Source organism: Agrobacterium sp. ST15.16.024 (genome assembly GCF_027956545.1).
GTDB lineage: Bacteria > Pseudomonadota > Alphaproteobacteria > Rhizobiales > Rhizobiaceae > Agrobacterium > Agrobacterium cucumeris.
The window spans coordinates 1-14,199 of record NZ_JAQKGO010000005.1; the positions used below are offsets into that span (position 1 = coordinate 1).

The 14,199-nt window shown below is 58.4% G+C and carries 11 protein-coding genes and 1 pseudogene; 6 read left to right on the forward strand and 6 right to left on the reverse strand.

Features of this window, described 5'->3' with window-relative positions:
- On the forward strand, positions 1 to 1,318 hold a 1,318-nt coding region (locus tag PL640_RS16480; RefSeq protein WP_271362662.1), incomplete at its 5' end, for a tetratricopeptide repeat protein.
- Between the two features lie 409 nt (positions 1,319 to 1,727).
- On the opposite strand, the gene mctP is transcribed toward PL640_RS16480, so the two are convergent.
- The 6 genes and pseudogenes from mctP to PL640_RS16505 all read right to left on the reverse strand — a co-directional run bounded on the left by mctP (position 1,728) and on the right by PL640_RS16505 (position 7,164).
- Complete coding sequence (mctP, locus tag PL640_RS16485) at positions 1,728 to 3,203, reverse strand: monocarboxylate uptake permease MctP (RefSeq protein WP_271362663.1); 1,476 nt, start codon at positions 3,201 to 3,203, stop codon at positions 1,728 to 1,730.
- Entirely contained in the window at positions 3,193 to 3,396 is a 204-nt protein-coding gene (locus tag PL640_RS16490; RefSeq protein WP_161991413.1) for a DUF3311 domain-containing protein, read from the reverse strand. Before PL640_RS16490 ends, mctP begins: the two co-directional genes overlap by 11 nt.
- A 112-nt stretch (positions 3,397 to 3,508) precedes the next feature.
- Complete coding sequence (locus PL640_RS16495) at positions 3,509 to 4,153, reverse strand: response regulator transcription factor (RefSeq protein WP_271362664.1); 645 nt, start codon at positions 4,151 to 4,153, stop codon at positions 3,509 to 3,511.
- The gene (locus tag PL640_RS16500; protein ID WP_271362665.1) at positions 4,150 to 5,520 is read right to left on the reverse strand and encodes a cache domain-containing protein; all 1,371 of its coding nucleotides are present in this window, start codon (positions 5,518 to 5,520) and stop codon (positions 4,150 to 4,152) included. Before PL640_RS16500 ends, PL640_RS16495 begins: the two co-directional genes overlap by 4 nt.
- A gap of 166 nt (positions 5,521 to 5,686) precedes the next feature.
- Positions 5,687 to 5,867: pseudogene (locus PL640_RS25820) on the reverse strand (hypothetical protein); the annotation flags it as partial.
- Between the two features lie 112 nt (positions 5,868 to 5,979).
- A complete protein-coding gene (locus tag PL640_RS16505; RefSeq protein ID WP_271362666.1) occupies positions 5,980 to 7,164 on the reverse strand; it encodes a LysR family transcriptional regulator in 1,185 nt (394 codons plus the stop codon).
- 109 nt (positions 7,165 to 7,273) lie between these two features.
- Here PL640_RS16505 and PL640_RS16510 point away from each other — a divergent pair, with 109 nt between their 5' ends.
- The 5 genes from PL640_RS16510 (at position 7,274) to PL640_RS16530 (ending at position 14,064) form a co-directional block, all read left to right on the forward strand.
- Positions 7,274 to 8,656 (forward strand): dihydroorotase, encoded by a 1,383-nt coding sequence (locus tag PL640_RS16510; protein ID WP_271362667.1) that lies wholly within the window; start codon positions 7,274 to 7,276, stop codon positions 8,654 to 8,656.
- Positions 8,656 to 9,894, forward strand: coding sequence for a Zn-dependent hydrolase (locus PL640_RS16515; RefSeq protein WP_271362669.1), 1,239 nt, complete (start codon positions 8,656 to 8,658; stop codon positions 9,892 to 9,894). The genes PL640_RS16510 and PL640_RS16515 overlap by 1 nt, the downstream gene beginning before the upstream one ends.
- Before the next feature lie 2 nt (positions 9,895 to 9,896).
- Positions 9,897 to 10,988, forward strand: a complete 1,092-nt coding sequence (locus PL640_RS16520) for a DUF917 domain-containing protein (protein WP_271362670.1) — start codon at positions 9,897 to 9,899, stop codon at positions 10,986 to 10,988.
- A 2-nt stretch (positions 10,989 to 10,990) separates the two neighbouring features.
- On the forward strand, positions 10,991 to 12,649 hold the full coding sequence (locus PL640_RS16525) for a urocanate hydratase (protein WP_142842579.1): 1,659 nt from the start codon (positions 10,991 to 10,993) through the stop codon (positions 12,647 to 12,649).
- Between the two features lie 134 nt (positions 12,650 to 12,783).
- Positions 12,784 to 14,064: an MFS transporter gene (locus tag PL640_RS16530; RefSeq protein ID WP_271362671.1), complete on the forward strand. Its 1,281-nt coding sequence runs from the start codon at positions 12,784 to 12,786 to the stop codon at positions 14,062 to 14,064.
- The last annotated feature ends 135 nt before the right edge of the window (positions 14,065 to 14,199 follow it).

The following is a 14,199-nucleotide window of genomic DNA, read 5'->3' on the forward strand; positions in this document are numbered from 1 at the left end:
CCGCCAGCAAAAGACGGATGGTCAGACGAAACAGGTGGGGGGTCAAAATTGGACGCCGATCACCCCGTCAGAGGGGTCAATATTCCACGCCGAAACACAGGTTGGGCGATCAACGGTGGCAGAGGCGACCGGTGCCCCTATGTTATTGGTACAAGATACCCGGTTCTCACCTGGTAGCGCCGTGGCAAAGAAGTTGGCACATGATCTTTCAGCGCTAGCGGCGAACAAACTTGCTGCTCATGGCATGGCCCGGATCGTTGACGTGGCGAATGACGCCCAAAGTCTCGCGCGGGAGCTCGCCGAGAGAAATCCCTCGCGTGTCATCTATACGCTCGACACGGCTATCGTCGGACATGGCGAGGAGTTTGCGTTAGTCTGGAAACTCAACGATGCACATACGCGGGAGGTGTCATGGGCCGACCAGATATCGCTGGGGAGCGTGAATCTGAATGGGAGTACTGCAGACTCGGCAGCAGATGCATTGGTAAGTGGCGTATTCGGATTGGACGGCGCTATCCCCAGCCTTGAGTCCATGTATCAGGAAGAACTTAGCTGCCTAAGTCCACAGCAACGCGTCGCGATTATCTATGATGCCGGATTGATTCCAAATGCTCGCGAATGTCTTGAAAATCTGGTTGCGAGCCACCCGCGTCATGCGGAAGCCTGGGCAAGCTTGGCTCGTGTATATTTCAGATTAGCGAGACATGCTGCTTCCGTTGGCGAGGACCCTAGCGACTACGGTGAGCTTTTGCACGTTGCGGCGGAGAAAACGTACGAGCTGCTCCCTCAATCCTTTGGTGCTCAATTGGCTGTCGCCTTTGACGTATATAATCACGGAAAGGTGGAATTATTTCAGGAAATAGCGCGGGACATGCTCAAGAAATTTAGAGATCCTCATTTTAAAATAATCATTGGCAACGCTTTTTGGAATATCGGTCGTACCGCCGAGGGCACGACGCTCGTCAAGGAAGGAAGGGAGGAGATGGATCGCCGGGGAACTCTAGCAGACCTGATATTGGCATTTGACCGCTACGAGAACGAGGATTTCGGTGAGGCTTTGAACATACTTGACGGGATCATCAATCCGGAGTTTTACCGCTTCTATCTTCTTCGAGCCGCGACACTTGCAAAATTAGGGCGAACCGAAGCCGCTCGAGCGGCTATCGATAAACTCCACGAGAAACGCCCCGGCTACGAAAATAACCTATACGCAGATTTCCGACACAACAATGTTGCCGATTCAAGGATCGAGCAGCTCGCCGAGGGGCTACGCGAAGCTGGCCTCGCCGTGCCAGTTCCGGCAGTGAATGCGAGATAAATATTTGATTTATCAGCGTGCCAATTCGGACCGCAGGTTCGTGAACTGTCTCTGAACGACAATTATTGCAGCCGGAGTTGTCTTATGAGAGTACGCACATGTCTGCTGGCACCATCTGAGAATTGCCATCGAAGTCGGTACGGTTCCGTTCTCCGAGATAATTGTTCGAGGTCGTCCGCGTTGGGCATGGCTATATCGAGTTCTCACGTTATAGACGCCCTCAGCTTTCGTCGTGTCGTTACCTCCGGTTCGAGGACGAAGAACGATGCGTCTTTTTCATCAGGCTCATCAACGAGATTGAGCCCGCCGCGGGTAGAGCGGCCAAGCCTCACGGCATCTCCGGTGAAAAGTCAGAATTTTCGCGATTGCAAGCCGCCCCGATGAGGCGGCTTGCGTTAGTCGGTGACCCTCAAGCGGCCAGGGGCTTGGAAGCGCGAAGAGCTAGGTTGATCAGGCAGGTGATCGCGATGTTCGCTGCCAAGGCCAGCAGTCCCGTGTAGACGGTGAAGGGTTCGCCGCCCAGGCTGACCGCGTGCAGGGGTTTCCAGCCGGCATCCCAGACAAGGTATGTTCCGCCGACAAAGCCAACGACCCATCCGGCAAGCAGTGCCGGCGCGCGAAACCAGTTGGAATAAAGACCAAAGATCAGCGCCGGTAGAGTCTGCAAGATCCAGATGCCACCCAGCAATTGCAGATCAAGGGCAAACTGCGTGGGCAGGAGAAGGATGACCAGCAGCGCGCCGACCTTGACGACGAGCGACGACAGCTTGGCTACCTTGGCTTCCCCTTCCGTGGTCACGTTCGGATTGACATAAGCCTTCCAGAAGTTCCGGGTAAACAGATTGGCGGCACCAATGCTCATGACGGCTGCCGGGACCAGTGCGCCGATCGCGATGGCAGCGAAAGCGAAGCCGGCGAACCAGCTCGGAAACAGCATCTGGAATAGGGCTGGCACGACGTCGTTCGGGCTATCCAGCTTCAGGCCGGCAGCGTGCCCCATATAGCCGAGCAGTGCCAGGAGGCCGAGCAGCAACGTATAGGCAGGTAGAAGCACAGCGTTTTTGCGGATCGTGTTGGCGCTGTTGGACGCGAATATACCTGTTAGGGTGTGGGGATACATGAAGGCCGCCAGAGCCGAACCCAAGGCAAGGGTAGCATAGGCGACATACTGGTTTCCGCCGAGCAACAAACTCCCGGTGCCCTTGGCATCGAATGCAGCCTTGGCGGATGCGAAGACGTTTTCATATCCACCAAGCTTTGAAGGAATAAGCAGGACGGCGACGATCACCACGATATAGATCATGATGTCCTTGACGAAGGCGATCAGAGCCGGTGCGCGCAGCCCTGCCGAATAGGTGTAAAGCGCCAGAATGATGAAGGCGATCGACAGCGGGATTTCGCCGTGAAGTCCGAGCGCCTTGAGCGCGGCCGTCATGCCGATCAGTTGCAAGGCGATGTAGGGCATGGTGGCAATAACGCCGGTTGCCGCGACGGCCAATTCGAGGGCGCGTGAGCCGAACTGGCCGTGGACGATGTCGCCAGCGGTCACGTAACCTGCATCACGGGCGCGCTTCCAGAGCAATGGCATGACCGCGAAAACAAAGGGGTAGACGATAATCGTGTAAGGCAGGGCGAAAAAACCGTATGCGCCGACGACATAGACAAGCGCCGGTACTGCGATGATCGTATAGGCGGTGTAGAAGTCGCCGCCAACCAGGAACCAGGTGATCCAGGTGCCGAAAGAGCGCCCTCCCAGGCCCCATTCGTCGATATTGTCGAGGTCTTTGGGCTTGCGCCAGCGGGAGGCGACAAAGCCGAGCACGGTGACCAGAACGAAGAAGAAGGTGAAAACGGACAGTGCCGTGACGTCGATCTCAGTCGTCATTGCGCACACTCCGATAGGCGACATAGGTGAGGAAGGCCGTCAACGGTACCCAGGCCAGCTGATACCAATAAAAGAACGGGAAACCGAAAAGGGCCGGTTCCTCGATATTGTAGAAGGGAACCCAGAGAAGACCGATATACGGAAGAGCAAGAAGCGACAAAGCCGCCTTCTTGCGCAGAGACTTTTGCGCCATGGTATTTCCTCCCAACTTGGCGTGTACGCCTGAAGGTCGTAGGGTCATTGATTTATGGTTACAATCGCGCCGCCGGCAAACTTGAACGCGCATACCCAGAAGTGGGTATCGGTCACGGAGCCAAAACGCCAATGCCCCGATCGAGTGCGTAGCGTACCAATTCCGCTGTTGATTTCAGCGCCAGCTTCTTTTTCAGGTGCTTTCGATGGGTTTCGGCTGTCGCGATGGTGATTCCGAGAGCATCGGCAATTTCGCGATTATTCTTCCCCGCAACCAGCTCGCGCAGCACGTCACGCTCCCGGGTGGTCAAAAGCTCGGATTCATCTATACGTGCCGCCTCCAATATGGCGTCTGCTACACCGGACGAGAAATAGGTGCCGCCTTTCGCGGCCGCTTCGATGGCGGCTGCGATCTCGTCGGTCGAGACATCCTTAAGGATGTAGCCGGAAGCGCCACGCAGCACGGACGACGAGATGTATTCTTTGTCATGGTGCATCGAGAGCATGATGATGCCGCATGCGGGCAAAGCGTTCTTGAACAGGCCTATCGCGTCTATGCCGCTGATCCTTGGCATGTTGATATCCAGCAGGATGACGTCCGGATGAAGCCCGGCTGCCAGGTCCAACCCCGCCTGCGCATCGGCGGCGATCCCCACGACGTTCAAATGCGCATAGGTCTGAAGGATGGCCCGGAGCCCATCCAGAACCACTGGATGATTATCGACAAGCAAGACCCGGATGGTATGGGGTTTATTCATGCCACTGACTCCGTCAGAACACGATGCGCCGAGCGCGGCATCAAGATGGTCAGTACGGTTCCCTTATCGTCGCTTTTGATCAGCAGAATACCGTGGAAATGTGCCACCCGTTCCTGCATGTTGCGCAAACCGAGGCCCGGCGACGTGTTGCTCTCGCTATTAAATCCCGTGCCATTGTCGCCGATCGTCATTCGGCTGCGGCCACGCTCGCTGCGCAGGCGGATGAAAACCGTGGTCGCACCGGCATGCCGCTCGACATTGGTGAGTGCTTCCTGCGCGATGCGGTAGAGGGCCGTACTGGCCTCCGCTTTCAGGCCGTCCGCAAAAAAGCTGGCGTCCAGCGTTGCCTGCAGGCCTGTCCTGACGCGAAAACCCTCACACAAGGCCCGCAGCGCCGCGATAAGCCCAAGATCATCGAGCAGAGGCGGCCTCAGTGCATGTGACAGTTGGCGTACGTCACGGATCGCATCGTTGAGGGTCTTGATGCCACCTTCGATCGCTCCCAAGACGTCATTGTCGCCCGCCTTGACCATGCGTTCGGCCAAATTCATCGCATAACGAACACCGACCAGGCTTTGCGAGATGCCGTCGTGTAGGTCGCGGGCAAGCCTTGTCCGTTCCTGCTCCTGTGTATCGATTACTCGCTGCGCCAACTGTCGCAGCTTGCGATCGGCAAGTCGTCGCTCGCTGACCGTGAGGACCATGCCCGTCGCAAATACCAGCAGGACCGCCGGTACCGTCACCAATGCGACGACTTTGAATGTCCAGCCGATGGTGTTGCGAAAGTCCAATTGTGCTGTCTTGGTCTGTACATGGATTTCATCAAGGTAGATGCCCGTTCCCAGAATCCAGCGCCAGTCGTCAAGTTTGGCCACGTAGGAAAGTTTGTCGCCGACCTGGTCCGTCGCCGGCCGCTCCCATTTGTATTGGACGAAACCGCCGCCCGCCTTCGCGGTGTCGATTAGGCCTGCGATGACCTTCTTGCCATCTGCGTCGATGAGATCCAGCCAGTTGCGGCCGGGGAACTCGTTTTGTCGGGGATGGACGATGCTGTTGCCGGCATAATCGTAAACGAAGAAGTATCCGTCCTCTCCATAGTCCAGGCTCTTGATAAGTTCGATCGCCCTTTTTTGCTTCTCATCGTCCGAGAGGCCGCTCTGCGCCATGATCCCGCGGACGGCTGACATGGCCACGTAGGTGAGATGAACGATTTCGCTCTCTTTGGCTTTCAGCATATTCCGCTCGAACGTGGATATGCTGCTCTCGGCCAACGTCCTGGACTGCCATGTGATGAAGGCCGAGATGGCGAGCACCGCCAAGACCAGCGGTAAGATGGAAAGGGCGATGATCTGCTGCCGAAAATTCATGGAAATGAAAGCCCTTTCTCACCGGCATGTTGTTTTTAACAGTAAGATCAGCGCATACTTTTACGGCGCTCAGGAAATGCTGCCAGTTTCTGCAATGTCGCTTTAGTCCCGACAAAGGTTAGAATTTTGCGCCCAAGTTTTGCAAGGCGCATTTTGGCAGCGCTGTTCATGCGGCGATTTTGCCGAAATCCATACGGCTGTCCAGATCGTGGTCGAACCGGGCGTAGTGATTTGCGTGATGTGAGGCCGCGATAATCTTCCGGTGACATACGGCCGTGTCAGGCTGGTTCAGAGAGCACCGTTTGCAGCATGCAGGTGTTCACATAGACGAGCGAGATTTCAAGAAGATCGCCCCCGAAACATTCCGGTTGTGCATCGCTCGTATAGACGGCCACCCTCTTGTCTGGCGATAGATATACTTGAACCCGAGTTGCAGGAACGATGCTCGTCCCGCCGCCATTAGTTCGTCATATCAAGCAGCTGAAGAACGCGCCGAGCCATATCTGCGCCTCTGTCGTCGTTGCGCCATGCCAACAGCAATGGGACCGAAAATGTCAGCGGCAATGGAATTTTTTTTACCTTGGGGGAGGTTATCCCCACGGCTGAAGGTAATATCGAACAGTAGCCGTGGCCAACAATCAGCTGTACTGCCACCGGTATGCTGTCGATCTCGATTAACTGCACCTTTGACAGCCAGGTTGGTCCAAGCAGATGCTCGAGGAAGCTTTCGGCGGTCTGGCGCAGTCCTGAGGCGCGGGAAGGCAGTACCAGGCGGTGCTTGAGGATCGCCTCGCGCATCTGTGCCGGCGAATCCTGGTCCGCCGGATCAGCCGCGTCATGCTGCAGGAAACAGGAAAGGTGGCTGCGCAGAACCTCGCGGCTGCGGAGCCTGGAATTGTTTAGCGGCATGTCGACAAGCACTGCATCGTACCGCTGCTGTTCAAGCCCTTCCAGCAGGCTGTCTGCAAGCCCCGGCTGCATCAGCAGCGGTGTGTCGAAACGGCGTGCCCAGTTGGCGGCAATTCGCGCAAGAATGATTGCCGACGGACTGTCCGTTGTTGCTGGAGGAATGCCGCCGAATGACCAATGCCGTAGATGCCGCTTGAAACGCAGCGCCGATGTGGAATCCAGCGTAGCCCAGATATCGCGTAATTTGCTGACGTGAGGTGATATGCGAAGCCCTTCGGGCGATGCGCGCGAACCGTCGCGGGTCCGTTCAAAAAGTCGGACGCCGAGATTTTCCTCCAGCATGGCGATCATCCGTGTAAGCTGTGGTTGTCCGATTTGCAGTCTCAACGCGGATTTGCGGATCGAGCCCGATTCGAGAATGTCCACGAAGCGGAAAAGCGCAATTAGCGACACACTTTTCTGATAAATACCCTTCGCATGGTCATCACCGCACTTGCCGTGGATCGCGAAGATTTCATCGGCGGCCTGTGCGAGATATGGGCTGAGCCTGCCCCCTTCCGCCGTCAGGATCAGACCTTTTGCGCCGTGAACGAAAAACTTGACCGAGAGGGCGTTCTCCAGACGACTGACGGCATCCGATACGGTCGAAACCGGAATGCCCGTCGCGCTGGACGCAAGATGGATGCCGCCGAGGCGAACCACCTGATCACATAAAAGAATTGTCGAAACCTTCACTTATCGCGTCTCGTTTTTGACCTTCCCATTCCGGCATCAGCCGTCCGGATTTTGGGATATACCACTAATTCCATTGTGCCTCATAGTCGAAATATGACAGGAGGACGATATGGCGGATTTCGATACGGTTTTGGCGGGGCGTGTCATTCTGACGGACCGCGAGATTTCGCGAGGTTTCGTGGCCATTCGCGATGGGAAAACGGCACTCATCGGAGAAGGCCCGGCACCGGCTGGAAGAGAAAATCATGATTTTGGCATCGGCCTTTTATTGCCTGGTGCCATCGACGCTCAGGTACATTCGCTGTCGCAAAAGGGGGCTGAAGGATTTGCCGCCTCGACCCGTGCGGCGGCGGCAGGCGGCGTTACGACAATCGTGGACATGCCCTACGACGAGGGCAATCTTGTATGTTCCGCCGAGGCCGTGGCGCGTAAGGTCGCGATGATCGACGATGAGGCGCGCATCGACGTGGCACTTTACGGTACCGTCGATCCGCAAGAGGGTCCTGCCCGCATTGCTGAACAGGCCGCGGCGGGAGTTTGCGCCTATAAATTCTCGACCTTCGGCACGGATCCCCACCGCTTTCCGCGCATCCCGCCAGCGCTGCTGCGGGCCTGCTTCGCCGAGGTTGCAAAGACCGGGCTTGCGGCAGGCGTGCACAATGAGGACGATGCCTATGTCCGCGCCGCGATTGCCGAGGTGGAGGCATCCGGCATCACCGACTGGCGTGCGCACGGCCTGTCACGTCCTGAACTGGCCGAGACGCTGGCGACGCTGCAGATTTATGAAACTGGCGCCGAGACAGATTGTCCGGCGCATGTCGTCCATTGCTCCGTCAGCCGCGGCTACGAGATCGCCGAGATGTATCGCAGGAATGGCCGGTATTCTTCCATCGAATGCTGCATTCACTACCTTGTTCTGGATGAGGAGAATGATGTTGCGCGGCTTGGCGGCAAGGCCAAGATCAACCCGCCGATACGCGTCCGCAAAGAAGTGGAGGCGATCTGGCGACATCTGGCCGAAGGGCGGGTGTCGATGGTGTCCACCGATCATGTGAGCTGGAGCGAGGACCGCAAGACCAACCCCGATATGCTGAAGAATGCCTCCGGCGTGCCCGGGCTGGAGGTGATGGTGCCGCTTTTCGTCAAGGGCGCGATCGCGCGCGGTGTGCCGCTGGTGTGGGCGGCCCGGCTGATGGCCGAAAATCCGGCCCGGCATTTTCGTCTGGACCACCAGAAAGGCGGGTTGCAGGTTGGGCGTGATGCCGACGTCATGGTGCTTGTCGATCGGCCGGAGGTGTACGACGCAGCCACCAGCCCTCACTCGATTGCGGGGTGGTCACCTTATCACGGCATGGAGCTGCCCTGGACGGTTGCAGCCACCTGGCGGCGAGGCGAGATGGTCTTCGACGGGGAAAACGTGCTTGCTGCGCCGGGAACCGGTATTTTTGTGCGGCCGCCCGAAACACTTGGTCTGCGCGAGGTGCTGTTGTGATGCGCCGCAATCTCGACGCGTCAATAAAGGACATAGAAGCGGATCTCGACGCGTTGGCGCAGATTACCGATCCGGAACGTCCCTGGACCCGACGCGCCTTCTCGCCCCGTTTTGATGAAGGGCGCAACTATCTTCGTCGGCGTTTCCTGGGTGAAGGATTAAACGTCTCGATCGATGCGGGCGGGAACCTGATTGGTCGACGCGAAGGCACCGAGCCGCAGGCCGGATCGATCATGCTGGGTTCGCATTCCGACACCGTGCCGGACGGCGGACGTTTTGATGGTGTTGCCGGTGTCGTCGTTGCATTGGAGGTCGCACGCATTCTCTCACGGCGCGGTGTTGCCTTGCGGCACAACCTGGCCGTCGTCGATTTTCTTGCTGAAGAAGTCTCCATTTTCGGCGTTTCCTGCATCGGTTCGCGGGCGATGGCAGGTGTTCTGCCGCAGGACTGGCTGAGGCGCATCAGCGACGGGCGCGATCTGGCGACGGCCATGCGTGATGTGGGCGGCAAGCCGGAAAGTCTTGGAGCTCCCTTGGCTGATGACCTGAAGGCCTTTCTGGAACTGCACATCGAGCAGGGGCCGGTTCTCGAACGGGAAAAGATTGCGCTTGGGGTGGTGACGACCATTGTCGGCATCAATCGCGTCGAGATCGAGGTTAAGGGTCGTCCCGATCATGCCGGTACGACTCCGATGGGGTTGCGCGCCGATGCCCTCGTCGCTGCGGCGCGGATCGTGAGTGAGATCGAGCGGTACGCGACGGAGCTTTCCGGTGGTCCCGGGCATTTTACCGCAACCGTGGGCGAGTTCGAAATCTCCCCCAACGCCGCCAATGTGGTGCCGGGGCGGGTCCGCATGCTGGTCGATATCCGCGCTGAACGGGCCGAGGACAAGGAGGCGTTCGTGTCCTGGCTGACCGGACTTGACGCGGACGGTGAAAATACGATCGAAGCGCGACTGATTTCCGGCAATCCCGGCGTGCAGATGGATGATGGATTGCAGGAGATGCTGGCAAAGGCCGCAGACCGGCTGGACACGCCCTATCGCAAGATGGTGTCGGGTGCTGGCCATGATGCGGCGTTCATGGCACGGCTGTGCCCTTCGGCGATGCTCTTCGTTCCATGCCGCGACGGCCGTTCCCATTGCCCGGAAGAGTGGGCCGATGCGGCCGACCTCGCTCTGGCGGCTGAAGTTCTGGCAAACACGATTATGGAATTGGACAGAAAAAGGGAGGGCTGAAGGTGGCCAGAATTCTGACGGAAAAAGATGTAGAGCCCGCAGTGCGGGGAGGCGCGGTCTATGCGGCGGGCGGTGGCGGCTGGGTCCACCATGGACGGATGCTGGGCTACGCCGCGGTGAACGCCGGTGCGCCGGAACTCGTCTCGATTGACGAATTGAACGAAGACGAATGGGTGGCGACGGCTGCCGCCATCGGCGCGCCGGCCTCCACCACGCCCTGGGAAATGCGAGGCGTTGATTATGTCAAGGCCGTGCAGCTTTTGCAGGATGAGCTTGGTGCGAAGGTCGCGGCCCTGATGATCGGGCAGAACGGCAAGTCCTCGACCCTTAACGCATGGCTGCCTTCGGCTATCCTGGGCTGCAAGGTACTGGACGCGGTGGGTGACATGCGCGCCCATCCGACCGGCGATATGGGCGCGATCGGCATGGCGGGAAAACCGGACCAGTCGATCCAGACGGCCGTTGGCGGAAACCGCGATCAGAACCGCTATATCGAACTTGTAACGCGCGGCGCAACCGGCCGGATCTCTCCTATCCTGCGGACGGCCTCCGACATGTCTGGCGGTTTCATTGCCTCGGCTCGCAACCCGGTTCGCGCCGGTTACGTCGCGAAGAATGCGGCACTCGGCGGAATTTCCAAGGCGCTGGAACTTGGCCATGCAATCCTCGCTGCCGAGCCTCGAGGGCATGCGGCAGTCCTCGATGCGATCCTTGCGACCACGGGCGGCAGGATCATGATCGAGGGAGAGATCACCGCGAAGGATGTCCATTATACGAATGAGGCTTTCGACGTCGGTACCGTCACCATCGGCAGGGGCGAAGGGGCGCTGACCCTGCATGTGATGAACGAATACATGGCCGTCGATGCGGTCGATGGTCGTCGCCTTGCGACCTTTCCGGATGTCATCACCACATTGTCGCAGGAGATCGAGCCGCTGTCTGTCGGCGAGCTGAAGGTCGGCATGAAGATCCACCTGCTGCATGTCCCAAAGACCCTTATTCCGATCGGCGCGGGCCTGATGGACCCGGCGATTTATGTCCACCCCGAAAAGGTCATGGGCATCAACCTGACCGACTACGCATTGGAGGCCTGAAGATGCCGAGAGAAAATCCCCGTAATCCGGGCTTCCCGATCCCTTCAGGCCCGGACCTTCGAGCCAAGGGCTGGCGGCAGGAAGCCCTGCTGCGCCTCATGGAAAACGTGCTGGCTGTCGGTGAAGACCCGGAAAACCTCGTCGTCTACGCAGCACTCGGGAAGGCGGCGCGCAGCAAGGCCGCATATGATGCCATCGTGCGTGCATTGACCACCATGGATGAGGATCAGACACTCGTCATCCAGTCGGGAAAGCCGGTCGGCTTGATGAAGACTTCGACCGAGGCCCCGATGGTCATCATGGCCAATTGCAACATGGTCGGCCAATGGGCCAAGGCCGAGAACTTTTATGCTCTCGAACGTAAGGGCCTCATATGCTGGGGCGGCCTGACTGCGGGGGCATGGCAATATATCGGCTCGCAGGGCGTCATTCAGGGTACCTACGAAATCTTCATGCGCATTGCCGAACGCCGGTTCGGTGGCACGCTCAACGGGCGTTTCGTACTGACCGCGGGCCTTGGTGGTATGGGAGGCGCGCAGCCGCTTGCCGGTCGCATGGCAGGCGCGGCCATCCTGTGCATAGAGATCAATCCGGAACGGGCCCGCACCCGCAAGGATATCGGCTATCTCGATGAGATTGCCGATGACCTCGATAGCGCACTGGCGCGAATTGAAGAGGCCCGTGCCAAGGGTGAGGCGCTGTCCGTCGGGCTTGTCGGCAATGCAGCGGAAATCTATCCTGAAATAGCCGCGCGCGGGATCATCCCGGATATCGTGACCGATCAGACCTCCGCCCATGATCTTGTTTATGGCTATATTCCAATCGGTTACGATCTGGAACGGGTACGCCGCCTGCGCAGCCAGAACCCGGATGAGCTAATCGAGGCCGGCAGGGCGTCGATTGCCAAACAGGTAACAGCCATGCTGGAATTCCAGCGGGCCGGCTCGGAGGTTTTCGACAATGGCAATTTGATCCGAACGCAGGCGCAGGCCGGTGGGGTTGCCGACGCCTTCGATATTCCGGTCTTCACCGAAGCCTACCTGCGCCCGCTTTTCTGCCGGGCGATTGGTCCCTTCCGCTGGATGGCCCTGTCGGGCGACGCCTCTGATATTGCGCGGATAGACGAGCTGGTGCTGGAGATGTTTCCGGACAACAAGATTGTCACCAACTGGATTTCGCTGGCCCGCAAGCATGTTCCGTTCGAGGGGCTGCCGGCACGTATCGCATGGCTCGGCCATGGCGAAAGAAGCGCACTCGCACGGCGGGTCAACGGCCTGGTCGCTTCGGGCGAATTGAAGGGGCCGGTTGCCTTCTCTCGCGATCATCTCGATTCAGCGGGCATGGCGCATCCAAACATCATGACGGAGAACATGCTCGACGGTTCGGACGCCATCGCCGACTGGCCGCTTCTCGACGCGATGTTGCTCTGCGCTTCGCGCGCCGACCTTGTTGCACTTCATTCCGGCGGCGGGGGTTATGCGGGCTTCATGACCTCGGCAGGGGTCACGATCGTCGCTGATGGAACCAACGCGGCCGACGATCGGCTTTCGCAATCACTCGACAATGATACGGGGCTCGGCGTCATCCGTTACGCGGATGCGGGCTATGCCGAGGCACAGGATGAAATTGCCAGCAAGGGCATACATCACGTGAAGATCTGACGAGATCAAAGCAGCGAGGAGAGGCCATCAATCGCCACGAGCGGCGGAAAATTACGATCACCAATCAACACTGCCTGCCGTTGTCGGCAGGCCAAGAGGGGACAATAATGGAAAAAACACATCAAAATTTGTCAATGACACCGGTCAGACGGTCATCACCGGAGCGCGCCGTTGCTGCAGCATCGATAGGCAACGCCCTGGAATGGTATGACTTCACCGTCTATGCGCTGTTTGCCATCTATATCGCCCATAATTTCTTTCCCGGCGGCGATCACACTGTCGAACTCGTGAAAGCCTTTCTTGCCTTCGGGCTAGGCTTCGTGATCCGCCCCCTGGGAGCCATCGTGATCGGGGTCTATGGCGACAAGGCCGGTCGAAAGGCCGCACTGTTCCTGACCATCATGATCATGGCGGCGGGCACCCTGCTGATTGCGGTGGCCCCGACCTATGCCGCGATCGGTGTGGGAGCGCCGCTCATGATCCTTGCCGGACGAGTCCTTCAGGGCTTCTCCGCGGGTGGAGAAATCGGCGGAGCAGCCGCCTTTCTTGTTGAACATGCGCCAGCCGACAAAAAAGGCAAATATGCCTCCTGGCTTCAGGCAAGCATGGCGATTTCCAACATCATGGGTGCACTCGTCGCCTTTGCTGTTACCTCGCTCCTGACGGAGCAGGAGATTGGAGACTGGGGCTGGCGGATTCCGTTCTTCATTGGCGTCTTGATCGCGCCGGTGGGCCTTTGGCTGCGCAAGACGCTGGACGAAACGCCGGCTTTTCAGGCGGAACAGGCAAGTCTCGAGAACCAGTCCGCCAAAACACCCCTGAAGCTCGTCTTCTCTGACTATTTCGGCCATCTGATCAAAGGTTTTGCTTTCTCGATCCTGTGGGCGGTTTGCGTTTACGTGCTGATCATCTACATGCCGATCTTCGTTCAGCGTGCTTTCGGTTTCAGCGCTTCGGAGGCGTTTACGGCATCGCTGATTGGAAACGTCTTCCTTGCGGTCGGTTGCGTCAGCGCTGGAAGTATTTCGGACAGGATCGGTCGGCGCTTGATGCTTGCTATTGCGGCCGGCGCAATGCTGGTTGCCGTCTACCCCCTGATCTGGTGGCTGCAATCTTCGCCGACGCTGACGACGCTCATCATCGTGCAAAGCCTCTTCTGCATCATGGTCTCGGGATATGTCGGGGTTGCGCCCGCTACCCTGTCCGAGCTTTTCCCGACGAATATCCGCACCACCGGCATGTCATTGGCCTACAATGCCGCCGTCACGATCTTCGGAGGATTTGCCCCGGCGACGCTGACCTGGCTCGGCAGCACGGAAATCGGTTATCACGCACCGGGATTTTACGTCATGGCCGCCGCATTCATATCGCTGATAGCGGTTCTGATCCTGCCAAAACCATATTCCACGAACTAAGAGATGGGCCGCCAAAGGCCCAGCTCCCACATAGCTCAACCCACCATGTCTGGAAAATTACAGTCGAAGCGAAGCCGCTTCGATGGCCGGACACTGCTGCAAAGACAACTGCATAATAACAACCAACTCAAGGGA